Genomic DNA, 23826 nt, shown 5'->3' on the forward strand with positions numbered 1-23826 from the left:
ACCTCTCGGATCAGAATTTCACCCCGATGCGGGCGTAGTAGAAGCCGCCGAGAAGGCCATAGGGGGCGATGGTGCCGTAGACGCCGCCGCCGCTCGTCGGCAGGCCGTAGCCGGCCAGGGTGTAGCCCGGGGCGCCGATCAGGACGGAGTCGACGTTCGCGGTCTTGGCGAGAATATCAGCCGGGACCTTGTCCGGAAAAACGTCGAAGAGGTTGTTGGCGCCGACGGCGATCTTCACCCTGGGCGAGACCTTGTAGCTGATGTCGATGTCGGTGACCCACTTCGGGTGGAAGAGCTCGTCGACGGTGTTGTTCACCGGCTCCACGTAGCGGCCGTAGAGGGTGTTTGTGAGCCGGACGTCCCAGCGGTCCAGGGTCCAGTCCCCGGCGAGCGCCAGGCGGTATCGTGGCGTCTGGTTGACGAGCTGACGTTGCGCCAGGGCGTTGAAGTTGGCCGCCGCGGCCTTGATGCGGGTGATCTTGGTCCCGCTGCCGGAGTAGATGGCGCTCCACTGCACCTGGCCGAAGCGGCCGAGCGGCTGCTGGTACTCCGCAACGACGTCGATCCCCTGGGTGCGGGTGTTGACGCCGTTGGTGAAGAACTGGGCCGAGGTCAGGCCCGGGAAACCCAGCGCCGCGACCTGGGCCGGGGTCAGGCTGAAGTTCGGCGAGGACTTCACGATGCGGTTGCGGATGTCGATATGGTAGGCGTCGACGGTGAAGCGCAGGCGGCTCGTCGGCTCCCACGTCAGGCCGATCGAATAGTTCACCGAGGTCTCCGGCCGCAGCGGCGTGGCCCCCAGCGCCTTGGCGATCGGGCTGTCGACCGGCAGGAACTTGGACTGGGCCGAGACGCCCTGGCCGTTCACCACGACGGTGGTGTTCTGGGTCGTCGAGAACCACTGCTGCGCCAGCGACGGAGCGTGGAAGCCGTTGTTGACCGAGCCGCGGACCGCCAGACGGGGCAGGATCTCGTAGCGCGTCGAGACCTTGCCGCTGAGCGAGTCGCCGGAGCTGTCGTCGTAGTGCTCGCCGCGGGCGGCGAGACCGACGTACCAGGCCTCCGTCACATTGCTCCCGAGGTCGATATAGGCCGCCAGGTTGTTGCGGCTGTGGGTGCTGGCGTCGGCCGGCGTGGTGCCGGTGAAGGACTGCAGGCCGGCCTGTGGAAAGCGGCCGTGATAGAGGTCGCCGAAGGGCGTGCCGTCGTCCGGCACCTGGTAGCCGCCGTTGATGTAGGAGTTGGGCTCGCCGGCGATCTCGGCGAACTGCTCCCACCGGTGCTCCAGGCCCCACGACACGTCGAGCGGCTTGGCCAGGCCGACCTCGAAGCTGCGGGTGGCGTCGAGGTTGTTGGTCCACTGCTCGAAGACCTGCTTGCCCATGTAGAAGCGGGTCTGGTTGACCGAGGGGCCGAGCGAGGCGTTCAAGGTGTTGGTGGCGTTGAGCCGCGCGTCATCGCGGCCGAAGCTCGAGCTGACATCCCAGGTCCAGCCGGCGAGGGCGCCCTTCAGGCCGATGGTCCCCTGGAAGTCGGTCTCGTGGATGCGCCGGTAGGCCTGGAAACCGTCCGGGAAGATGGCGGGCAGGGACGAGAGGTCGTCGGGGCGGAAGGCGCCGCGCGCGTCCTTGATCACCCGGCGGCTGATCGTCGAAAAACTGTAGACGTCCCAGTCGCGGCCGATCGGGGCGGTGAAGTCGTAGGCGAAGTTGACCGTCGTGTTCAGGGTCGAACGGCCATAGGAGCGGGAAAAGGCCTTGCGGTCGGCGGTCGCCTCGCGCGGGTCCAGCGCCCCGTCGACCAGCGGATAGAGGACGCCCGTGGCGTTGTCGTTCGCCGGGGCCGCGCCCTGCTGGAATGCGGAGAGGGCGTAGTGGATCGTGCCGCCGAACAGACGTGCGCCCCAGTCGAGGTTTTCCTGCACCAGCTTGCCGGTCGACCGATAGGACTGGCCGACCGTGGTCTCCGAGCCGCCGCCGTCGCCGTTCTTCTTCAGGATGATGTTGATGACCCCGGCGATGGCGTCGGAGCCGTACTGGGCCGCCGCGCCGCCGCGCAGGTACTCGACCCGTTCGATGGCGCTTTGCGGAATGAAGTCGAGGTCGACCGGGGTGGAGCCGCCGCCGAGCGTCGCCAGGTTGTTGATCAGCGCCGTCGGATGGCGCCGCTTGCCGTTCACCAGCACCAGGACGTAGTCGCCGGTCAGCCCCTGGACGGCGTAGGGCGGCACGCTGGCCGAGGTCCCGCCGCCGTTCTGGGCGGGCAGGGTGAGCGAGGGGATCGCTGACGAGAGGATCTGCTTCAGTCCGACCTTGCCGGTCGCGGTGAGCTGGGCTGGACCGATGACGTCGATCGGGACCGGGCTGTCGGTCACGCTGCGCGGCTGGCCGCGCAGGCCGGTGACCACGATCTCGGCCACGGCGGCGCTGTCGATCGCCGCCGCGCCAGGGGCGTCTTCGGCATGGGCCGCCGACGCGATGGCGGCCGTCAGGGCGACGGGGGCTGCGCTCGCCAACCAGCGAAGGGCTCGAGTCGGGGTGTTGCTCATGCGGGGGTCGGGTCCATCGTCTCAAGACCGGACCTGCCGAATGGAAGGTCGCGATCAACTCGGACCTGAGCAACATTTTCGCCGTTGTGGTGTCTAACCGGTTTTACTGAGTTCGTGTTTAGAGTGTCTGCAGGCCAGAAATCATCTCATATATTTTTGCGGAAAATACATCAGTATTGCAGCAGTTGCTGATTTGACGCCGGCCCACTAGCCAATGACCGCTTGCAGCCAGGCGGTGAATACCGCCTACGGCCGCGCCAGCCGGCTCGCCCCGCACGATTGCGGGGCGAGCCGCATCTCTCTCCGCCAGCCAGCGTTCCCTTTCAAACGCTGCGCGTCGTTCTAGGATTGCGGCGTCGGGTCGTTGCGGAGAAGCCATGGTGGATGCTTCAGGACCGGATGCGGAGCCCAAGGGCTGGCGAGGCCGTCGCGTCCGGCTGCCAGGGCCTGGGATCCCGACGGCGAGCCCGAAGGGGTTCGAGGGCGTGCGGCTCAGCGTCGAACAGGCCGAGGCTTCGTTGGACCTGGCGGCCGATCGTCTCTCCATTCCGAGATCAGCCTGGGAGGGCGGCGATTTCGACCTGCTGGCGATCTCGGGCGGCGCTGCAGGGGGCGCCTTTGGCGCGGGCGTGCTGGTCGGCCTGACCCGGTCCGGGCGACGGCCCAGCTTCTCGATCGTCACCGGCGTCAGCACCGGCGCCCTCATCGCGCCCTTCGCCTTCCTGGGACCGGAGTGGGACGACCGGCTGTGCGAGGCCTACACCGGCGGGCATGCGGCGGAATCCTTTGGGCTCCTGAGCCTGGCGGCGGGACTGGACGGGGGGCTTTACCGGGCCAAGGCGCTGGAAAGCCTCGTCCACCCCTTCATGGACGACGAACTGGTGGCGGCCGTCGCCAAGCAGCACAGGCTGGGCCGGCGCCTCCTGGTCGCGACGACGGATATCGACCGCGAAGCGCCCTGCATCTGGGACATGGGAGAGATCGCGATGCGCGGCGGACCGGCCGCGACCCAGATGTTCCGCGAGGTCCTCGTCGCCTCCGCCAGCCTGCCGGGCCTGTTCCCGCCGCGCCGGTTCAAGGTCGAAGCCGACGGGGTGTCGTATGAGGAGATGCATGTGGACGGGGGCGTGTCCGCACCGCTGTTCGTCATGCCGGAAGCGCTGCTTCACTGGCGCAAGCTGGGGCGCCGGCTGCGCCGCGGGCGGATCTATGTGATCATCAACACCGTGCTGGCTCCGGCGCCGAGCACCACGCCTCCGGGCGTCGGCGCGATCCTGTTGCGCAGCTTCGACACCATGTTGCGGGTGTCCTATCGCCAGGCCCTGAACGTCGCGACCACCTTCTGCGCCGCGCACAGCCTCCCGCTCAGCGTCGTGTCGATTCCAGCGTCGCCGGCCGCCACCGGAAACGGCGGCATGCTCAACTTCGACACCCCCAGCATGAAGCGGACGTTCGAACTCGGCGTCGAAGCGGCGCAGGCGCCCGACTTGTGGCGAACGCCGGTGGCGCAGGCCGAGTCGTGCGACGACGATCTCGATCTCTGGAAGGGCTGAAGGAACGGCGTTGCAGAGACTCGGTCGTTGCGCCGTGAGGCATGAGACGCCCGACAGCTCGGGTCCGGCGGAAAAATTCTCCCCTAAGTCGCGGGATTTCCTGTGACCCCTTGCTTGCTCCACCCCGCGCTTTGGCGAGAATGGGCGCCGCTTACGGGCTGCGCCCGCGCCCGAAATCTCAGGAAGACCAATGGATCGACGCCTTCTGCTGCGCGGCGCCTCCGCCGCTGTCGCCTTCGCCGTCCTGCCACGCGCGACCGATGCGGCGGCCAAAGCGGCGTCCCGGGCGGCGCCTGGGCCGAAGAGCGCCTTCGCACGGGTCCGCGATCGCTATTTCCTGGAAGCGCTGCGGCTCAATCCGGTGAGCGCCACCTATCTCGGCGGCGACGGCTACAGCCCGACGCTGGCGACCATTAACGGCCGCCTGCGCGACTACCGCCCCGAGGCGCTGGCGCGCGAAGCGGCCTTCTATCGTGAGATCCTGGCCGAGGACCGGGCCATCGCGCCGGCGACTCTGAGCAGCCAGGAGCGCGTCGACCAGAAGATGCTCCGCGCCCAGGTCGGCTTCATGCTGCACCAGCAGGAGCGCCGCTATCACGAGCGGGCGGTGGACACCTATCTCGCCGAACCCTTCCGCGGCGTGGATTGGCAGATGCAGCAGATGACGGAGTTCGCCGGCGGCCGTCTGGGGACGGAGGCGGAATGGGACCTGGTGGTCGCGCGGGTGCGCGCCATTCCGAGCTTCCTGTCGGTGGCCCTGGCCAATCTGAAGGCCGGCGCGGCCAGCGGGAATCGTCCGGACTGGCGGATGGTCGAGCGCGACGGGGTCGTCGCCGCCCGTGACGCCGCCGACTATTTCCACAAGGCCCTGGTCGATCAGGCGGGGACCTACCTTGGCGCGGCGCCGTTCCGGGCGAAGACCCTGGCCGCGCTCACCCCTGTCTGTGCAGCGGCGCAGAAGGCGTTTCTCGACTTTTCCGAGGCCTTGCGCGGACTCTATCCCGCCGGCGACCGCCAGGACCGCTTCGCGGCGGGCGAGCCGGAATACGAATGGCGCCTGCGCAACAACCTGCGTGAGACCCGCGGCGCGGGCGAGCTGTTCGCCTATGGCAAGGCGCAGACCGCCCTCTATCAGGCCAAGGTGTACGAGGTGGCCCAGGAGGTCGCCGCGGCGGACGGTCTTGGCCTGCCGTTCGGGAGCCTGGACGAGAAGAACGCCTCGGTCCGCAAGGTGATGGAGCATCTCAGCAAGGATTCGCCGAAGACCGACGACGAGCTGCTCGCCTGGTACGTCGACACCGGCCGGCGGGCGGTCCAGTACGGCCGGGACCAGAAGCTGTTCGACGTGCCGGCGACCTACCGGCTGGATGTCTTCCCGACCCCGCCGGTGCTGCGCGCGGCGATCGACGCGGCCTACTATCCGGCCCCGACGTTCAAGAAATCCGGCGTCGGGCGCTTCTATCTCACGCCCACCGGCAACGACGCCGCGGCCCTGCGCGAGAACAACCGGGCTTCGGTCGCCGACACCGCCGTGCACGAGGGCTTCCCGGGGCACGACTGGCACTACAAGTACATGATCGAGCACGCCGCAGGGATCAGCAACATCCGCTGGTTCACGCCCGGCGCGGTCGAGGATTCCTCGTCCATGTGGGGGGATTCCCCGGCCACCGAAGGCTGGGCGCTCTACAGCGAAGAGCTGATGAGCCTGCCGGCGCCGGGCCGGCCGCACGGCTTCTACACGCCCGCCGAACACCTCTACGAACTGCAGGGCCAGCTGCTGCGCGCCGTGCGCATCGTCGTCGACGTCGGCATCCACACCGGCCGGATGAGCTACGACGAGGCCGTCGACTACTTCAACGCCAACGTCGACTTCGTGCCGGGCGCGCGGGGCCGGGCCGCCGGCGATCCCGCCGCGCGGGCGGTGTTCGACCGGGCCGAGAAGGCGATCTACCGCTATTCCAAGTGGCCGACCCAGGCGATCACCTACAACCTCGGCAAGTCGTCGATCATCGAGCTGCGCGAGGCCTACAAGGCGGCGCGCGGCCCGGCCTACCAGGCCAAGGAATTCCATGAGCGCTATATGCAAATGGGCCCGGTCCCGCCGCCGCTGATGCGAGAGGCCCTGCTGCAACGGTGATCGCGCAGCAGTTCCCGCCCGCCGCATCGGCTGACGGCAGGCGCCCTGCCGGCCCTTCATCGGCGCGATCAGTGCGGCGGCCGAATGATCCGATAGAGCGACGTCGCCTCGCCGGCGCGGACCAGCACCAGGCCGCTGGGTGGGCGGCCTGGCGGAGCTTTCGGTCCCACGAGCAGGACGTAGTCGAAGTGCGCCCGCCAATCGGCGAGCCAGGGATATGGTTGGACCCCGAGCGTGGGGGGCGGCTCATCATAGAGGTATCGCCAGGGCGCCGCCCTCGGGTTCAAGGACTGGGCGAGCTGGTCATAGGGCGGTTTCACCCTCAGAGGCTGCTGGCTGGGGTCGGCGAACAGCAGGGGCCAGAAGGCGCGGCGCTCGATGACGACGATCGCGCCCAGATGTCCGTCCAGGGGCGCGACGTTCGGCAGGACCCGTCCGTCCCGCGGCGGCGGCTTGACGGGCCAGTCTGTCAGGACCGGCAAGATCTTCGACCCCGGCTCGATGTAGGCCAGGCTCGTCCGAAGGTCGGCCAGGTCGCGGGCGCGGCCCTGCCAGTTTGTCGTCACGTGAGCGGAACGGCCGACGATCAGCAGGGCGAAGGCGATCCCGACGGCCATCGCCGCCCGCCGCGAGAGCTGCGGCGTCAGGCCGGCGAACAGCAGCAAGGCGGCCATCAGCGGAAAACGGGTGTCGACGAATGTGCCGCCTGCCGCGGAGAAGGGGGCGAAAAGGAACGCCACGATGAGGGTCGCGAACGCCAGGGCGACCCCTCCGGCGCGTCGCGAACGACGCCAGATCAGCACGATCACGCCGGAGGCGACGACGGCGCTGCCGATGGTCACCCAGCGGTCGTAGCCCATGAAGGGCATAAGCCATTGCAGGTCCTTGGCGCGCCAGCACCAGACCAGCCCATCGTCCTCGGTGGGGCGTCGGCTGAGCACGTAGAGGGCCAGGGTCGGGCCCAGCGCCGCCGCCAGGAGGGTCGCGGTCGACAGCATGCGTCGCCGGGTGAGCTGGCCGTCCTTCCGCAAGCGGAGCAGCGTCTCGGCTTCCTCGGCCGCAATGAGGACGGCGAAATAGGCGAAGCCGAAGAGGTGGCAGAAGAAGGCGGTGAAAGCCGCCAGGGCGCCGGTCAAGGCGACGATGTTTGGTCGCTGTCCGCGCCGGCAGACGCGCCACGCCGCGGCTCCGGCGAGCGCGACGCCAAGCGACAGCAGGAAGTTCATGAAGCCCAGGAAGAAGATGCCGTTGAAGGCGATCGTTCCGGCCCCCAGCGACCACCAGGTCCACCGGCCGAACGCCGCCCGCGCATAGAGCGCGGCTCCCGCGAGCGGCGCGAGCAGGCTCAGCCCCAGGAGGATGCGGCCGCCGACATGGGGCGGGACGACGGACAGCAGCGCCCGGCCGAGGACGTCCATGCCGAGGTTCGGCAGGAGGGCCCAGCGCGGCGCATACATCTGCGCCAGGATCGGGTCGTCCGGGTGGGCGAGGATGAAGAACCGGGCCAGGTGGTTGGGATAGTCGAGCACCGCAGGCACATCGACCACCAGCAGCGGCGCGACGGAGACCAGGACGACGAGGCAGGCGGCCGCCGCCCAGGCCCATTGGCCCCAGGCCCGCCGCTCAGGGGCGCCCGGTCGGCCGCAGTCGGCGGCGCCGAACGCGGCCGTCGGATCGATGGGCGAGGTTTCGGCGAGCACGCCTCGCAAGGATTTCAGCACAGGCCCCCTCCGCGCCGCGCGGCTCGCACCTCACCGAGCCGATCGCTATCAGTGGCTCACAGGGGTAAACCGCAGATTGCGGTCGGTGAATCTTTCGATGGCTCGGCGGGTTGGGCGACGTCACACCCGCGCCGCTTTCGCGCGGCATCGCAATGACAGCGTCCATCCGGAGCCCCTGAATGCGCCTGGCGATCTTCGTTGTCCTTGCAAGCCTGGCGCCTGCGCCCGCGGCCTTCGCGGACCCGGTCTATGAGACCCGTTCGGCCGTCGGGGCCTGCCTGGCGGCGGTGATCGACAAGGCGCCGGTGGTCGACGGCAAGGGGCAGGACGTCTCCCTCCACCGCGAGGCCTCTCCCAACCTGTGCGCCGTGACGGTGACGGGGGGAGATCCGGCGGAGGTTCGGCGCTCGGCGCTCGACGCGATCGCCGCGCGGCCGGAAGGCTTCGGTCCGGCGAAGACCGCCTGGGCGGCCGATGGCGGGCTGGCCTCGCGCGAGACCCTCTGCAACGCGCCCGGCCGGCGGGCGCTGAATGTGGTGCTGGACACCGCCAAGCCCGGCGCCTCGCCGGTCCTGGTGGCCACGGTCGTCGAGGCGCGTGCGCGCGATCAGCGCTGCGATATCGACATGGGCCTGCAGCCCTGAGGGGCGCTGCCGACCGGCGAAAGCCCGGTCCTCTTACGAACGCGAGGACGGGGAGGCCGGCCGGCGCCCCCGGAAGCCTGGGCGCGCGTTTGGCGCACCCAGGCCGCCGCAGCCGACGCCGTGAGGCGCCGGCCGAACGCTTGATCCCCGTCTAGCGGGAAGCGACTTCCGTCGGGACGTTGCCTGCCTTGAGCGCCGCCTTGACCGTCGAACGGACGCACGGCGCCTGCAGATAGTAGGCGAGGGAGGAATCGCCGACTTCCGCACGGCAGAGATTGACGGCGGCCTTCACGACCTCCGCCCTGACCTCATCCGACGACTTGCCGGCGGTCGAGATGTGGATGGATTTCGCAGACGCCGGAGCGGCGGCGAGGAGGGCGGCCACTGCCGCCAAAGTTGCAACTCGAAACATTTAGGTTTTCTGTCCGTATTGAGGTTGCTGCCAACCCCCTCACGGCGTTCCTCTTTGACGTTGGGCGAACTAACGTGCCCTGCGTCGAGCCGGAAGCTGAAAGCCCTCCATTTGATATTCAAGCACAAATTTCGAGCCCCCGACGAGAACTTGGCCTTGCGCCCTATTCGGGCGCCCTAGCCTATGAGGCGGGCGTCTCATAGACGCGGGCGGGGCAGGGATCCGCAGCCAACGAACCTTGTCGACGAATCACAAGGCGCCGGACGCCGCGGTTGCGGACCAGGCTGACGCCCTTGCACGCGCAGGTCTCCGGCGCCGGCGCGGCATGGTCTAGATAAGGTCCTCGATTCTCGGAGCGCTCCGCCATGCCGCCCAGCCTGCCGCCTCAGGCCGAAGCCGTCGTCGTCTATGCGCCGCGGTTGGCGCCGCTCGCCGGAGAGGCGGCCTTCGACGTCGTGCGCCTGCCGGCGGCGGTGCTGCGCCTCAATGCCCGGCTGGACGAGGCGCTGGCCCATACGCCGGGGGTGTCGCTGTTCCGGCGGACCTCCAGTCTCGGGGCCAACCCGACGACCCAGGGACTTTCCTTGCGGGCCATCGCGCCGTCCGGCGCGGGGCGGGCGCTGGTGACCCTGGATGAGGCGCCGCAGAACGATCCGTTCGGGGGGTGGGTGATCTGGAGCGCCCTGCCGCCGGAAGGGCTGGCCGGCGCGACCATCGTCCGGGGCGCCGGCGCGGGATCCTATGGCGCGGGCGCGCTGACCGGGATCGTCGCCCTGCAGGAGCGCGGCGCCGGCGAGGGGGTGCAGGCGCTTGACGTCTCCGTCGGCGAGCGGTCGACCTATCGGGCCGCGGCGGCGGTCGGCGGGCCCGGCCTGCTGATCACCGCCAGCGGCGAGAGCGGCTCGGGCTATACGCCCGTGCGCGGCGGCCGGGCCGGCGCGGTGGACCGGCCGCTCGACCTGCGGACCGCCGCCTACGCCGTTCGCGTCCAGCACGCCTTCGGCGAATCAGAGGGGGCCGCGCGGCTCGGCGTCTATAACGAGCGCCGGGGCTCCGGCCTGGCGGGCGCCTATTCGGAAGCCTCAGGCGCCTCGGCGACCTTCACGCTTGCGCGGCCGCGGCAGGCGGAGGCGCCGGGCTGGCGTTTGCAGGCCTGGATGCGCGCCAGCGACTTTTCCAACAGCTCGGTGGCGGTCGCCGCCGACCGCAACACGACGACGCCCGCGAACAATCAGTATTCCACCCCGGCCCAGGGCTACGGCCTGAACGCCGCCTTGCAGGGCGGGCGCGGGGGCCTTGGCTGGGAGGCCGGGGCGGACGCCCGGCTGTCGCGCGGCGTGGAGTTCGAGCGCTTCCGCTATCTGAACGGCGGCTTCACCCGCCTGCGCAAGGCGGGCGGCGAGACCAGCGTCGCCGGTCTCTACGTCGACGCCGACTGGACCGCCGCGCCCTGGCTGGTGACCGGCGGGGTGCGGGTCGACGCCTGGCGGGCGGACCGGGCGACCCGTCACGAGCAGGATCTGGCGACCGGCGCGCCGACCCTCGACCAGCACCCGCGCGGCTCGGACGGCGTCATGCCCACCGCCCGCTTCGGCGTGCGCTACAGCCTGGCCCCGGACCTCTGGGTTCGGGGTGCGGCCTATTCCGGCTTTCGGCCGCCGACGCTGAACGAGCTGCACCGGCCCTTCCGGGTCGGCAATGACGTCACCGAGGCCAATCCGTCCCTGAAGCCCGAGCGGCTGGCGGGCGTGGAGGCGGGGGCGGGCGGCGCGGGCCCCGGCGGGTCCGGCGCGGTCCGCTGGAGCGCGACGGCCTTCTACAACCGCCTGTCCGACCCAATCACCAATGTCACCATCGGCGCAGGGCCGGCCACCTTCCCGACGGCGGGCTTCATCCCCGCTGGCGGCGTGCTGCGCCAACGCCAGAACGCCGGCCTGATCAAGGCCTGGGGCCTGGAGGGCGAGGCCGAGGGAGTGGTCGGCCCGGCGTTGAGCTGGCGCACGGCCTTCGCCTACACCCACGCCCGGGTCGACGGCGGCGACGGGGCCCCGCAGCTCACCGGCAAGCGCCCGGCCCAGGCGCCGGCCTTCACCGCCACCGGCGGTCTCGACTGGCAGGTGCGGACACGGCTTCGCCTCTCGGCGGAGCTGCGCTACGAAAGCCTGCGCTACGAGGACGACCTGAACTCGCGCAAGCTGAAGGCGGGGCTCCAGCTCGACGCCCGCGCCGCCTGGAAGGTCTCGCCCCGGGCCGAGGTCTATCTGGCGGCGGAGAACCTGGCCGACGAAGATCTCGCCGTGGGTCAGACCGCCGACGGCGTCACCAGCTACGCCGCGCCGCGCACCGTGCGGGCCGGCTTCGCGTACCGGCGGTAGGCCTGCCGGCGCAGCCCCCTCCACCCCTTCGGGGTCCCCCTCCCCCAGAGGGGGAGGAGAAAGAAGCTGCGGCCGCGACTCTCCTCCCCACAGGGGGAGGGGGACCCCGAAGGGGGGAGCGGCGTCTGGGCCTAGGCGGCGGCGGAGGATCCCGCTGGCGCGCTGCGCACCATGTCGCGCGTCGCCTGGGTCTCGCCGCCGAGGTCGCGGTCGCGGGCGGCCTGTAGGAAGCGGAGCACCGCCAATTCGAAGTCGCGGTCGTCCCGGGCCGGTTTCAGCTGCAGCCACCCGTCGGCGTAGGCCCGCAGCACCGCGGGGTGAATATAGGCGCCGCGGCAGACGGCGGCGGTGTTGCCGAGCACGCCGGCCACCGCCTTTACGCAGGTGCTGATCGTCCGCTTGGCCTGGCCGGCGCTGGCGCATGGTTCGGCGGCGATCAGCGCTCGGGCCGCCATCAGGGTGCCGGCCCAGGTGCGGAAGTCCTTGGCCGAGACGTCATCGCCCATGGCCTCGCGGATGTACTGATTGACGTCGGCGCTCTCGACGGCGTGCTGTTCGCCGTCCTCGCCCAGATATTGAAAGAGGCGCTGGCCGGGCAGGTCCTGACAGGCCTTGACGATGCGGGCGAGCCGACGGTCCCGAAAGCCGGTGCGGTGGGTCTTGCCGCTCTTGCCGCGAAACTCGAAAATCGTCTGGCCGGCGTCGATCGTGGCGTGGCCGTCGCGCAGGGTGGTCAGGCCGAAGGTCTTGTTCTGCCGGGCGTACGCCGGGTTGCCGACGCGGATCAGGGTGATCTCCATCACCCGCACGACGGCCGCGAGCACCTTGTCCCGCGGCAGGCCGCGCCGCGACAGGTCGGCCTCGATGCGCCGCCGCAGCCTGGGCAGGGCGCGGCCGAAGGCGATCAGCCGGTCGTACTTGTGGCTGTCGCGCACCTGCCGCCAGCGGTCGTGATAGCGGTACTGCTTGCGGCCCTTCTGGTCGCGGCCGACGGCCTGGATGTGGCCGCGCGGCTTCGGGCTGATCCAGACCTCGGTCCAGGCGGGCGGAATGGCCAGGGCGCGGATCCGGTCGAGCGTCGCCTCGTCCTTCACGGCTTCGCCGTCGGGGCGGACGTAGCCGAAGCCGGTCCCGGCCTTCTTCCGGCGGATGCCGGGATCCTGGTCGCTGACATAGACGAGGCCCGCCGTGTCTGCGTGCTCGGGGCCCTCCGACAGGGGCGCGGCGGGCGCGGGAATGTCCCGGGGCATCAGAATGGCGGCTCCTTCGGCTAGCCGCCAACGTGGTATGCGCGAAGCCGGTTCCTTTTCCCGCCTGTCTGGAGCACCGTTGAACTACCGCCACGCCTTCCACGCCGGGAATTTCGCCGACCTGGTGAAGCACGCCGCCCTGTTGCAGCTGATCGCGGCCGCAGCGTCCGACCCGGCCCCGCTGCGCATCATCGACACCCACGCGGGCGCCGGCCTCTACGACCTCGCCGGTCCGGAAGCCCAGCGCTCCGGCGAGGCGGAGGCGGGGATCGGCCGGTTGACGAGTGCGCGCGACGCGCCGGCCGAGTTCGCGCCCCTGATTGCGGCGGTGAAACGGTTGAACGGCGGGGACAAGCTCGCCCGCTATCCCGGCTCCCCCTGGCTGGCGGCCGAGGCGCTCAGACCGCAGGACAGCTATCTCGGCTGCGAGCTGCGCCCGCCGGAGCAGGCCGAGCTGGCCCAGACCCTCAAGGCGTCGGCGCTGAAGGGACGCAGAGCGGCCGAGAGCCTTTGCGCCGACGGCTTCGCGGTCGCTGTCGAGCGCTGCCCGCCGGGCGGCCCGGTCCTGGTGCTGATCGACCCGCCGTTCGAGCGCGCCGACGACTATGCCCAGGTGGTGCGGACGGCCGCGGCGGTGGTGCGGATGAATCCGGCCGCCCAGGTGCTGGTCTGGCTGCCGCTGAAGGACCTGGAGACTTTCGACGCCTTCCTGCGGGACCTGGAGGATGCGACTGACGCGCCGATCCTGGCGGCGGAGACGCGCATGCGGCCGCTCGCCGATCCCATGCGAATGAACGGCTGCGCCCTGGTGCTGGTCGGTCCGGACAAGGGCCTGGAGCCTTTCCTCGACACGGTCTGCCGCTGGACGGCCGAAACCCTGGGGGAGGGCGGAACGGCGCGCGTCTATCGCCTTTAAGCGCCGTGTCTATGGGCCTCGAGATCACAACATTTCGCACAAGCGAAATCGCTTAGCATGATAGTGTGCGCCGCAACATAAACGCTCCAGGAGGCCTGTCGTGTCTGAACAGTCGTGGCCCACGAAAGTCGAGCTCCCGCCGCTGTTTCGGCCGGAGGTGATAGTGGGGGCGGCTTCGCCGCTCTGGGGCTATTTCGCTGGAGCCGCCCTGCTGGGCTCCGCCTGGTGGTGGATGACCCGCTGGATGCAGCCGACAAGCCTTGAGGCGGTCGAGGCGGCTCTGGAACCCGCGACCGAAGCCATCGCCGCCGCCGTCGGCGGCCCCGTCGCCGTGGCCCTGGCCGGCGACAAGGACCCGCCCCTGCCGGTCGGCGGCGAGTCCGCGCCGGTCAGCGCCGCGGTGCTGGAGGCGGCGTTGATCTCCGAGCCCGCCCTCGCGGCCGACCTTGCGCAGGCGCCCGAGCCAGACCTGGCCCCGGAGCCTGCCGTTGCCCCCAAGCCAGTTCTCGCGCAGGCGCCCGAGCCGGTCCCGGCCCCGGAGCCTGCCGCTGTCCCCAAGCCAGTTCTCGCGCAGGCGCCCGAGCCGGTCCCGGCCCCGGAGCCTGCCGCTGTCCCCAAGCCAGTTCTCGCGCAGGCGCCCGAGCCCGTCCCGGCCCCGAAGCCTGCCGCTGTCCCCAAGCCGGCGCCCGCCGCCGACATCGCGCAGGCGTCCAAACCGGTCGTGGCCCCGGAGCCTGCCGCAATCCCCGAGAAACCCGTGCTGGCGGCCGAGTCCAAGACGAAACCTGAGGCGAAGCCCGCGCCGCCGCCTACGCCGAAGCGCAAGTCGCGCGACAGTGAGGCGAAGCCGCACTGACTTGGCCGGCGCCCGACTCCCGGCCTAAATGCCGCTGGCCAGAGGTGTCTGGCGGCGGGGCTTGGAGCAAGGGCGAAGGGTGAAGCGGGCGCTGGATATCGCGGGCGCGGCGGCGGGCCTGGTGCTGCTGTCGCCGGTGCTGCTGGGGCTCTACGTGGCGATCCCGCTTGAGAGCCGGGGACCGGCCCTTCACTGGTCGCGCCGGGTCGGTCGCGACAACCGGATCTTCCGCATGCCGAAGTTCCGCAGCATGCGCGTCGGCGCGCCGAACGTGGCCACCCACCTGCTTGACGATCCGGACCAGTGGGTCACGCCCATCGGCCGGTTCCTGCGCCGGACCAGCCTGGACGAGCTGCCGCAGCTCTGGAGCGTGCTGATCGGCGACATGAGCCTGGTGGGACCGAGGCCGGCGCTCTTCAACCAGGACGACCTGGTGGCGCTGCGCACGGCGGGCGGCGTCCACCGGCTGCGCCCGGGCCTGACCGGCTGGGCGCAGGTCAACGGGCGCGACGAGCTGCCGATCCCGCAGAAGGTGAAGCTCGACATCGAATACCTCGAGCGGCGCTCGCTGGCGTTCGACCTGCGGATCCTCGCCGCCACGGCGCGGGCCGCAGTCTCGGGACGGGGCGTAACCCATTAGGTGTTGAGGGGAACTGGGGGCAGGGGCGCGTGCGTTCAACCGTCCAGGGGGCGCTGTGGGAGCTCACCCCGTGTCCAACGACGCCGACCCGACCCCACGACCCTCAGGCCGTAGCGAACCCGGCGCGACGCCGCCCACCGCCCGCTCGGGCGAGCGCCGGCCGCTGCAGCGCGCCGGGGCCTGGACCCGTGAGCACTGGCGTTCGACGCGAGATCGGCTCGCCATGGGCCGCATCAAGCCCCCCAGCCGCAAGGCGCTGACCTGGACCGGTGGGATCCTGGCCCTGCTGGTGATCGCCGTGGCCATCCTGATCGCGATCTGGGACTGGAACTGGTTCCGCGGGCCGGTGGCGCGACTGGCCTCAGCGCGCATGCACCGCGAAGTCACCATCGCCGGCGACCTCAAGGTCCATCCCTTCTCATGGCAGCCGCGGGCCACGGTCGACGGGGTGCGCATCGCCAACCCGGGCTGGGCGGGGCCGGGCAAGATGGCCGACATCGGCCGCATCGGCGTGCAGATCCGGCTGATCCCTTTGCTCACCGGTCAGGTGGATCTTAGGCTTCTGAGGTTCGACCAGCCGCGGATCGCCCTCCTGCGCGACGCCCAGGGCCGGAAGAACTGGGATTTCTCGGACGGCCGCCAGACTGCGCAGCCGCTGAAGCTGCCGCCAATCCGCGACTTCGTCATCCACGACGGCCGGCTGAGCTACCGCGACGCGCCGAAGCATCTGAACTTCACCGGCACGCTGAACGCCAGCGAGGCGCTCGGCGCGAACAACCGCGGTTTCGTGATGCGCGGCGAGGGGCGGCTGAACGAAGAACCCTTCACCCTCCAGGTGACCGGCGGCCCGCTCCTGAACATCGACCGGGCCAAGCCCTATCCGTTCGACGCCGACATTCGCGCCGGGCAGACCTATGTCACCGCTCGCGGCGCGGTGCCCAAGCCATTCGACCTCGGCCAGTTCTATATGAACGCCACGGCGCGCGGTCCCGATCTCGCCGACCTCTACGCCCTCACCGGCGTCGCCCTGCCGAACACCCCGCCCTACAACCTGCATGGCCGGCTCTCACGCGACGAACGGATCTGGCGGATCGACGGCCTCGGCGGCCGGGTCGGCAGCTCCGACCTGGCGGGCGAGCTTTCGGTCGAGACCGGTCGCCCGCGGCCCCTGCTGAAGGCCGACCTGCACACCCGGAGCCTTGACTTCGCCGACCTGGGCGCCCTGTTCGGCGGCGCGCCGAAGACCGGCAAGGTGGCCTCGCCGGCGCAGGTCGCGACGGCGCGGGTGATGCGGACCCAGGATCGGCTGCTGCCGGACTCGACGCTGAAGGTGGACCGCATCCGCTCGATCGACGCCGACGTCGCCTATCGGGCCGCCTCGATCCACAACGCCCCGGTGAATCTGCGGTCGGGCTCGGCGCATGTGAAGCTCGACGCGGGTCTCCTGACGGCGGATCCGATCGCCTTCGATCTGCCGCGGGGCCGCATCGGCGGCTCCATCCAGCTCGACGCCCGCAAGGCGACCCCGGTCACCGCCCTGGATCTGAGGCTGTCGAACGCCCGGATCGAGCAATTGCTGCCGATCCGCGTCGGCGGCGGGACGCCGGTCACCGGGGTCTTCGTCGGCCGGGCCAGGCTGCGCGGCGCGGGCGACTCCGTCCACAAGGCCTTCGCCAACGCCAATGGCGAAGTCATGCTGGCCGTTCCCAGCGGCGAGATCCGCAAGGCGTTCGCCGAGCTGCTCGGCGTGAACGTGGTCAAGGGGCTGGGCCTGCTGCTGTCCAAGGACGAGCAGTCGACGCCGATCCGCTGCGGGGTGGCGCACTTCCAGGCGGTGGACGGGGTGTTCAACGCCGACCGGATCGTCTTCGACACCGGTCCGGTGCTGGTGACCGGCTCGGGGACGGTGGACATGGACAAGGAACGGCTTGATCTGGCGGCCCAGGGCCGCCCGAAGAAGTTCCAAGTGGTTCGGTTGAAGGTGCCGGTCACCATCAAGGGGTCGCTGCTGCGGCCCAAGCTCGGCGTGCAGGCGGGCGGAGCGATCGCCCAGGGCGGGGCCGCCGCGGCCCTGGCGACCGTGCTGTCGCCGCTCGCGCTTATCCTGCCCTTCGTCGACCCGGGCCTGGCCAAGGACGCCAACTGCGCCGGCCTGATCGCCGAGGCCGCGAAGCAGGGCGCGCCGGTGAAGACCGCCTCGCGGCGCTGAGGGGCCACCGGCGGTTGACGGCGCCTGCGACGCGCCGTCAATCTCCGCTTCGTCTCCTCAGGGAAGGTGAGCCCCAACATGAGCTTCAGGTTCGGCAAAACGGCAGCGGTCGTCGCCGTCAGCGGCGCGATGGTCGCAAGCGTGGCCCTGGCCCACGACACAGGCCCGGTTCCCAACACGCCGGCCGGCAAGGCCGCGGCGGGGCGGCACCAGAACTACAAGCAGGTCGGCGGGGCGTTCAAAACCATCTTCGACGAGAGTAAGAAGGGTTCCCCCGATACGGCGCTGATCGCCGCCAACGCTCAGAAGTTGAACACCCTGGCCAGCCAGATGCCGAACTGGTTCCCGAAGGGCAGCGGCGCGGAAAGCGGCGTCAAGACGGACGCCAAGTCGGAAGTCTGGAGCGATCCCCAGGGCTTCGCCGTAGCCGTCGCGAAGCTTCAGGCCGCGACCGGCAAGCTGCAGCAGGCCGCCGTCGCCGGCGACGGCGCGGCCATCAAGGCCCAGGCCCAGGCGACCGGCGGCGCCTGCAAGAACTGCCACGAGAAGTACCGCGTGCCGGACAAACACTGATGCGGGACAGCTCCAGCGCGCCGGTGGTCCCTGCGCGGCTCTGGGATGGGCCGACGCGGATCGTCCACTGGGCGCTCGTCGCGTCGATCGGCTTCGCCTGGTGGGCCGGCGAGACCGGTCGCATGGATTGGCACCGGCTGGCCGGCTACACCGTGCTGGGCCTTATCGTGTTCCGGTTGCTCTGGGGCTTCCTGGGTTCGGGGAGCGCGCGGTTCGCCAGCTTCGTGAGGGGGCCCAGGGCGACGCTCGCCTACGTCCGCACCCTGCCGTCCCGCGCGCACAAGGCCATGCCGGGCCACAATCCGCTGGGCGCCTGGAGCGTGCTGGCGATCCTGGCGGCGCTGATCGTGCAGGTCGTCTCAGGCCTGTTCTCGGTGGACATCGACGGGCTGGAGTCCGGCCCCTTGTCGGACCGGGTGGATTTCGACACCGGCCGGGTGTTCGCCAAGGCGCATCACCTGAGCTTCTCGGCCTTGCAGGCGCTGGTCGTCCTGCACATCGCCGCGGTGATCTTCTACGCGGTCTACAAGCGCGCCGACCTGGTCCGGCCGATGGTCACCGGCCGCGGCAAGTTCGAGACCGACCCGGCCCTGACGTTTGCGCCCGTCTGGCGGGCCGTGCTTGTCGCGGCGGCGGCGGTTTTCGTCGCCTGGTGGACAGCCAAGGGCCTGCGCGTCTAGCCATTCCAGGGGGCCGTCCCGGCCGCGCCTGACCCTCGGATCGCCGCGAAATACGGCACGACCGGCGAGCGAAGCTTCACAACAGAGCGGCAGGACGACTCCGAAGCTTAGCTTGCGTGTTCGCACTTGCGTCATGATATGCTGCAGGTGCGAAGATGTGATCGACGCTCCGAAACCAACTGAGCCAGTGGGTGTTTGGACGTGGCGTGTGTCTGGAGGTTGCGATGCAAGTGCTGCCGTCGTTCGCCTACTCGTTGTGCCAGGTGGAGGAAGGGTGGCGCTGGAGCGTTATCGATGAGGACGGCAGAACGGTCGCCGGCGGCGCGGACGTGAGCCGGGACGGCGCGCAGCAGGCTGTCGAGATGACCCTGCGAGGCGGTCCGCAGCGTTTCGAATCGCGTCCGGCCTACGGCTGACATTTCCCCATGCCCGGTGGCGTAGAAAGAGCTGTACAATTTTGCCGGGAGTGAGACTGTCGCTTTTGCGCAACTCTGCCAAAAATGCGCGTCCTAGCTAGGAACCTGCCGCCGAAGCGATGAGTTGAGCGGTCGGTCGTGGCGGGGATGTCTCCGTCCAGCTTGCTTCCGAAAAAAAGAAAATGTCCGAAATTGCCTACGCTCAGTCTTCAGCGTCGACCTCGGGACGTGTCATTGAAAGACGCTTCTCGGATCAGGCGTTTACGGCGCTAATGAATGTTGGCGTAACCCTCGCATTGCTGGTGTTTCTACTTCCGGTGATGCTGATGGTTGCTCTGGCCATCTATCTGCAGGATGGCGGGCCGATCCTCTTCGCCCATCGAAGGATCGGCTGGAACGGCCGCCCCTTCTACTGCCTGAAGTTCCGCAGCATGGCGGTCGACGCCGAGAAGCGGCTGGCCGATCTGCTCGCGTCCGATCCGACGGCGCGCGCGGAATGGGAGCTGGATCACAAGTTGCGCCGCGATCCGCGCGTGACCCCGCTTGGCGCCTTCCTACGCAAGAGCAGCCTCGACGAGCTGCCGCAACTCCTCAACGTCTTGCGCGGCGACATGAGCCTGGTGGGCCCGCGTCCGATCGTCGAGGCGGAGGTCGCCAAATATGGCCGTCGCTTCCACCACTACTGCGCCGTCAAGCCAGGGATCACCGGCCTGTGGCAGGTCAGCGGCCGCAACGACACCAGCTACCGCACCCGCGTGGCCCTCGACAGCCTCTACGCCCGCCGCCGCCACGCCGGCCTCGACGCCTACATCATCGCCTGCACGGTGCAGGCGGTTCTGGCGAAGAAGGGATCCTACTAGGCCCGCTGCGCCAGCGCCTTGGCCACCACTGGCGCCAGGCGGCTGGCGATCAGCCGGACGCCCTGGGCGTTGGGGTGAATTCCGTCGGACTGCTTGAGCGCCGGATTGCGTCCGACGCCCGCCAGCAGGTCCGGATAGAAGGCGAGGCGGCGGGTCCTGGCGAGGTCGGCGAAGATGGCGTTGAAGTCGCGGGCGTAGCTGCGGCCGATCTCCGGCGGCGCGGTGATCCCGGCCAGCACCACGCCCATGCGGCGCGCGGCGAGACGGCCGAGGATCTTCTCCAGGTTGGCGCGGGTCGCCCGCGGATCGAGACCTTGCAGCAGGTCGTTGCCGCCCAGGGCCACGACGACGACGGCGGTGTCCGGCCGAACGCTGAAGTCGACCCGCGCGGCGCCGCCGGCCGTGGTGTCGCCGGACACGCCGGCGCCGCGCACGATATTGGCGACCCCCAACCGGTTCAGCGCCAGGTGCAGCTGGGCGGGCAGGGCGTCGGCGGCCGGAAGCCCCAGGCCTGCGGTGATCGAGTCGCCCAGCAGAGTGACGACCTTGCCGCGCGCCGCCAGCGCCGGACTCGCGAGCCCAAGCAGCGGCAGGGCGAGCAGGGTGCGGCGGGAAACGAAGGGCGCGGATGTGTCGACCATGTCGACGTCCTATTTAGGGGGGAGCCGCCCCCGCTCCAACGTACGAGATCGCCATTGTCCGACGCCGCCGATCTGCTGGTCCTGGAAAACGTCGCGCTGACCCTGCCGTCGGCGGCGGGGCCGGTGGAGATCCTGCGCGGCCTCGACGTCTGCGTCGCCGCCGGCGAGCGGGTGGCCCTGGTCGGGCCCTCGGGCTCGGGCAAGTCCTCGCTGATCGCCGTGGCCGCCGGTCTCGAACAGCCGAGCGGCGGCCGGGTGCTGCTGTTCGGCCAGGACCTCGCCCGGCTCGACGAGGACGGGCGCGCCCGCCTGCGGCGCGGGCGGGTCTCCCTGGTCTTCCAGGCCTTCCACCTGCTGCCCAGCATGACGGCGGAGGAGAATGTCGCCGCCCCGCTCGAGATCGCCCGCGCGCCGAACGCCGCGGCCACCGCCCGGACCTGGCTGGAGCGTGTGGGCCTGGGCGAGCGAAGGCGGCATTATCCGCACCAGCTGTCCGGCGGTGAACAGCAGCGGGTGGCGCTGGCCCGGGCGCTGGCGCCGGCTCCGGCGCTGCTGTTCGCCGACGAGCCGACCGGCAATCTCGACGCCGCCAACGCCGGCCGCGTCGCCGACATGCTGTTCGACCTGACCGCCCAGACGGGCGCGGCCCTGGTGCTGGTGACCCACGACGAGCGTTTGGCGGCGCGCGCCGACCGGGCCGTGCGGCTGCGCGATGGACGGGTGGCCGACGCCGCATGATCCCGCTTTCCGTGCGTTTCGCCGCGCGCGAGCTGCGCGCCGGCGTGCGCGGCTTCCGCATCTTCCTGGCCTGCCTGGCGCTGGGCGTGGCGGCGATCGCCGCGGCCAGCTCCACAGCCGAGGCCTTCCGCCAGGGGCTGGCCGGCCAGTCGCGCGAGATCCTCGGCGGCGACCTGGCGGTTTCCGTGCGCCAGCGCCACTTCACGCCCGCCGAGCGCGCGGCGATCGAGGGCCTGGGCCAGGTCTCCTATGCCCTTGCCAACCGGGCCATGGCCGAAGCGCCTTCGGGCGAGCGCCGGCTGGTCGAGCTGCGCGGCGTCGGCGGCGACTATCCGCTGGCCGGAAAGGTCAAGCTCGTGGGTGCGGGCTCGCTGGCGCAAGCGCTGACGCCCGAGGGCGACGCCGCCGGGGCCGCGGTGGAGCAGGCCCTGCTCGACCGGCTGCAGCTGAAGCTCGGCGACCGGTTCCTGGTGGGCAATACGCCGGTGGTGGCCCGCGCCGTGCTCGTGCAGGAGCCGGACCGGATGTCCCGCGGCTTCGCGCTCGGGCCGCGCGTCCTGACCCGGATCGAGGTGGTGGAGCAGGGCGGGTTCGCCGCACCTGGCCTGCCGTTCGTGGAGACCGCGCGGCTGGCGCTGAAGCCGGGCGTTCCGCTCGCCGCCGGCAAGGCGGCTCTGGCCCGGGCGGTGAAGGTTTCCGACGGCCGGGTGCGCGACCGCAATGACGCCGCCCCCGGCATTCGCCGGCTGATCGACCAGCTGGAATATTTCCTCGGCTTCATCGGCCTGGCCTCGCTGGTGGCGGGCGGTCTGGGCGTCTTCGGCGCGGTCAGCGCCTATCTCGAGGCGCGCAAGCCGGTGATCGCCACCCTGAAGGCGCTGGGGGCGGATGGCGCCCTGGTGCGCAACCTCTACCTCGTCCAGGTGGGCCTGCTGGCGGCTCTGGGCGTGGCGATCGGACTGGCGCTCGGCGCCGCAGCGCCGCTGGTCCTGGGCGCGGTGGTGAAGAACGACCTGCCGGTTCCGGCGCTGTTCGCCGTCTATCCCTGGCCGCTGCTCAAGGCGGGCGCCTTCGGCCTGCTGTCGGCGGCGGCCTTTTCGCTGGCCCCGCTTGGGCGGGCCCGCGCCACCCCGCCGGCCAGCCTGTTCCGCAGCGACCTGGCCGCCGGCGTCCGCTTCGGGCCGGAGGCGGTCGGGGCGGTGCTGGCGGCCGCGGGCCTGGCCGCCCTGGCGGTGGCCGCGGCGCCCAGCCGGCTGGCGGCGGGGATCATGATCGGCGGAGTGGCGGCGGCCTTCGCCCTGCTCTGGCTGCTGGGACGCGGCGCGGCCGTGGTGGCGGGCCGCCTCAGGTCCGCGGCGCAGGGACCGTGGCGCCTGGCGCTCGCCAACCTCGCCGGACCGCGCTCGGCGGCGCGCACCGCGGCTCCCGCCATCGGCCTGGGGGTGGCGCTCCTGTCGGCGGTGGTGCTGATCCAGTCGAGTCTGCTGGGCGAGGTCGCCGAGGTCGCGCCGCAGACCGCGCCGGCCCTGGTCTTCACCGACATCCCGGCCGAGCGGGCCCAGGCCTTCGACCAGGCGCTGACCCGGGCCTTCGCCAGCCCGCTGACCCGTGAGACCTATCTGCGCGCGCCCTACCTCACCGGGCGGATCACCCTGTTGCGCGGACGCCCCGTCGACCGCAAGCAGATCCCCGAGGGGGAGCGGTGGGCCTATGACAACGACGTCAGCCTCTCGGCGATCGGGCCTGAGCCGCCGAACGCCGCCGTCGTCGAAGGCCGCTGGTGGCCGGCGAACTACGCCGGACCGCCGCTGCTGGCGATGGATGTGGAGGTGGCCCGCGCCGCCCAGCTGAAGGTCGGCGACAGCGTCACCCTCTCGGTGCTTGGCCGTGAGGTCGAGGCCAGGGTGGCGGCGCTGCGCAAGGTCGAGTTCGGCGCCTTCGGGGCGAGCTTCCCCTTGGTGCTGACGCCGAACGCGCTCGCCGGCGCAGAGCTGCACGAGGTGGCCATCGCCAAGGCCAGCCGCGCCCAGGAGGCCGCCGCGGTCCGCGCGCTGGGCGCGGACTTTCCCGAAGTGAACGTGATTTCGGTGCGCGAGCAGCTGGAGGCGGCGACGGAGCTGTTTGGCCGCCTGGCCCTGGCCGTGCGCGGCGCGGCGGCGGTGGCGGCGCTCGCGGGGCTGCTGGTGCTGGCGGGCGCGATCGCCGCGCGCGCCCGGGCGCGGATCCGCGAGGCGGCCATCCTCAAGGTGCTGGGCGCGTCGCGCGGGCAGATCCTGGCCGCGTACGGCCTGGAGTACGGCGCGGTCGGCCTGATCGCCGGGATCGCGGGCGTGGCGCTCGGCTATGCGGCGGCCTGGCCGGTGGTGGTGAAGGTCTTCCAGGCCCACTGGCGCGTCGACTGGGCCGGCGTCGCGGCGCTGCTCGCCGGCGCGGCCCTGCTGGCGGGCCTGGGCGGCCTGCTCGCGGCGTTTCAGGCCCTGTCAAAACGGCCGGCGCCGGCGCTCAGGGACGAGTGAGGGGCCGCCCTTCTCCGTCATCGCCCGGCTCCGCCCCTCCGCTATCGTCATTCCCGGCCTCGTGCCGGGAACCCATGCACACGGCGAGACGGAGATCGTCCAGCGCCTTCGACGTTCATGGGTGGCCGGGACGGGGCCCGG

General features: G+C 70.9%; 19 protein-coding genes. 14 read left to right on the forward strand and 5 right to left on the reverse strand.

Features of this window, described 5'->3' with window-relative positions; genetic code table 11:
- Positions 1-10: 10 nt before the first annotated feature.
- Entirely contained in the window at positions 11-2548 is a 2538-nt protein-coding gene (locus ACSQ2B_RS00235; protein ID WP_436046434.1) for a TonB-dependent receptor plug domain-containing protein, read from the reverse strand.
- Between the two features lie 377 nt (positions 2549-2925).
- Here ACSQ2B_RS00235 and ACSQ2B_RS00240 point away from each other — a divergent pair, with 377 nt between their 5' ends.
- Both ACSQ2B_RS00240 and ACSQ2B_RS00245 read left to right on the forward strand, forming a co-directional pair.
- A complete protein-coding gene (locus tag ACSQ2B_RS00240) occupies positions 2926-4101 on the forward strand; it encodes a patatin-like phospholipase family protein (RefSeq protein WP_436046435.1) in 1176 nt (391 codons plus the stop codon).
- 190 nt (positions 4102-4291) lie between these two features.
- Positions 4292-6238, forward strand: coding sequence for a DUF885 domain-containing protein (locus ACSQ2B_RS00245; RefSeq protein WP_436046436.1), 1947 nt, complete (start codon positions 4292-4294; stop codon positions 6236-6238).
- A 68-nt stretch (positions 6239-6306) separates the two neighbouring features.
- Here the strand turns inward: ACSQ2B_RS00245 and ACSQ2B_RS00250 are convergent, their stop codons facing one another.
- The gene (locus ACSQ2B_RS00250; RefSeq protein ID WP_436046437.1) at positions 6307-7959 is read right to left on the reverse strand and encodes a hypothetical protein; all 1653 of its coding nucleotides are present in this window, start codon (positions 7957-7959) and stop codon (positions 6307-6309) included.
- Positions 7960-8138: 179 nt separating this feature from the next.
- On the opposite strand from ACSQ2B_RS00250, the gene ACSQ2B_RS00255 reads away from it, so the two are divergent.
- On the forward strand, positions 8139-8603 hold the full coding sequence (locus tag ACSQ2B_RS00255; RefSeq protein WP_436046438.1) for a hypothetical protein: 465 nt from the start codon (positions 8139-8141) through the stop codon (positions 8601-8603).
- A gap of 151 nt (positions 8604-8754) precedes the next feature.
- Here the strand turns inward: ACSQ2B_RS00255 and ACSQ2B_RS00260 are convergent, their stop codons facing one another.
- Entirely contained in the window at positions 8755-8997 is a 243-nt protein-coding gene (locus ACSQ2B_RS00260; RefSeq protein ID WP_436046439.1) for a hypothetical protein, read from the reverse strand.
- Positions 8998-9380: 383 nt separating this feature from the next.
- Between ACSQ2B_RS00260 and ACSQ2B_RS00265 the strand changes: the two genes are divergently transcribed.
- Positions 9381-11390 (forward strand): TonB-dependent receptor, encoded by a 2010-nt coding sequence (locus ACSQ2B_RS00265; protein ID WP_436046440.1) that lies wholly within the window; start codon positions 9381-9383, stop codon positions 11388-11390.
- 131 nt (positions 11391-11521) lie between these two features.
- Here ACSQ2B_RS00265 and ACSQ2B_RS00270 read toward each other — a convergent pair whose 3' ends face one another.
- Positions 11522-12640: a DNA topoisomerase IB gene (locus ACSQ2B_RS00270; RefSeq protein ID WP_436046441.1), complete on the reverse strand. Its 1119-nt coding sequence runs from the start codon at positions 12638-12640 to the stop codon at positions 11522-11524.
- A gap of 79 nt (positions 12641-12719) precedes the next feature.
- On the opposite strand from ACSQ2B_RS00270, the gene rlmJ reads away from it, so the two are divergent.
- From rlmJ to ACSQ2B_RS00310, 8 genes are all read left to right on the forward strand, one after another.
- Positions 12720-13556 (forward strand): 23S rRNA (adenine(2030)-N(6))-methyltransferase RlmJ, encoded by an 837-nt coding sequence (gene rlmJ / locus ACSQ2B_RS00275; protein WP_436046442.1) that lies wholly within the window; start codon positions 12720-12722, stop codon positions 13554-13556.
- Positions 13557-13656: 100 nt separating this feature from the next.
- Positions 13657-14412, forward strand: coding sequence for a hypothetical protein (locus ACSQ2B_RS00280; protein WP_436046443.1), 756 nt, complete (start codon positions 13657-13659; stop codon positions 14410-14412).
- A gap of 79 nt (positions 14413-14491) precedes the next feature.
- Positions 14492-15052, forward strand: coding sequence for a sugar transferase (locus ACSQ2B_RS00285; protein ID WP_436046444.1), 561 nt, complete (start codon positions 14492-14494; stop codon positions 15050-15052).
- Between the two features lie 70 nt (positions 15053-15122).
- Positions 15123-17261, forward strand: coding sequence for an AsmA family protein (locus ACSQ2B_RS00290; RefSeq protein WP_436046445.1), 2139 nt, complete (start codon positions 15123-15125; stop codon positions 17259-17261).
- A 78-nt stretch (positions 17262-17339) separates the two neighbouring features.
- A complete protein-coding gene (locus ACSQ2B_RS00295) occupies positions 17340-17834 on the forward strand; it encodes a c-type cytochrome (protein WP_436046446.1) in 495 nt (164 codons plus the stop codon).
- Entirely contained in the window at positions 17834-18514 is a 681-nt protein-coding gene (locus ACSQ2B_RS00300) for a cytochrome b/b6 domain-containing protein (protein ID WP_436046447.1), read from the forward strand. Before ACSQ2B_RS00295 ends, ACSQ2B_RS00300 begins: the two co-directional genes overlap by 1 nt.
- A 224-nt stretch (positions 18515-18738) precedes the next feature.
- Positions 18739-18930, forward strand: a complete 192-nt coding sequence (locus ACSQ2B_RS00305) for a hypothetical protein (protein WP_436046448.1) — start codon at positions 18739-18741, stop codon at positions 18928-18930.
- Between the two features lie 272 nt (positions 18931-19202).
- Entirely contained in the window at positions 19203-19790 is a 588-nt protein-coding gene (locus tag ACSQ2B_RS00310; RefSeq protein ID WP_436046449.1) for a sugar transferase, read from the forward strand.
- Here ACSQ2B_RS00310 and ACSQ2B_RS00315 read toward each other — a convergent pair.
- Complete coding sequence (locus tag ACSQ2B_RS00315) at positions 19787-20431, reverse strand: arylesterase (protein ID WP_436046450.1); 645 nt, start codon at positions 20429-20431, stop codon at positions 19787-19789. The genes ACSQ2B_RS00310 and ACSQ2B_RS00315 overlap by 4 nt on opposite strands.
- 54 nt (positions 20432-20485) lie before the next feature.
- On the opposite strand from ACSQ2B_RS00315, the gene ACSQ2B_RS00320 reads away from it, so the two are divergent.
- Complete coding sequence (locus tag ACSQ2B_RS00320; protein WP_436046451.1) at positions 20486-21169, forward strand: ABC transporter ATP-binding protein; 684 nt, start codon at positions 20486-20488, stop codon at positions 21167-21169.
- Positions 21166-23685, forward strand: coding sequence for an ABC transporter permease (locus tag ACSQ2B_RS00325; protein WP_436046452.1), 2520 nt, complete (start codon positions 21166-21168; stop codon positions 23683-23685). Before ACSQ2B_RS00320 ends, ACSQ2B_RS00325 begins: the two co-directional genes overlap by 4 nt.
- Positions 23686-23826 lie beyond the last annotated feature (141 nt).

It is taken from the genome of Phenylobacterium sp. LjRoot225, from assembly GCF_964252855.1.
Taxonomy (GTDB): Bacteria; Pseudomonadota; Alphaproteobacteria; order Caulobacterales; family Caulobacteraceae; genus Phenylobacterium.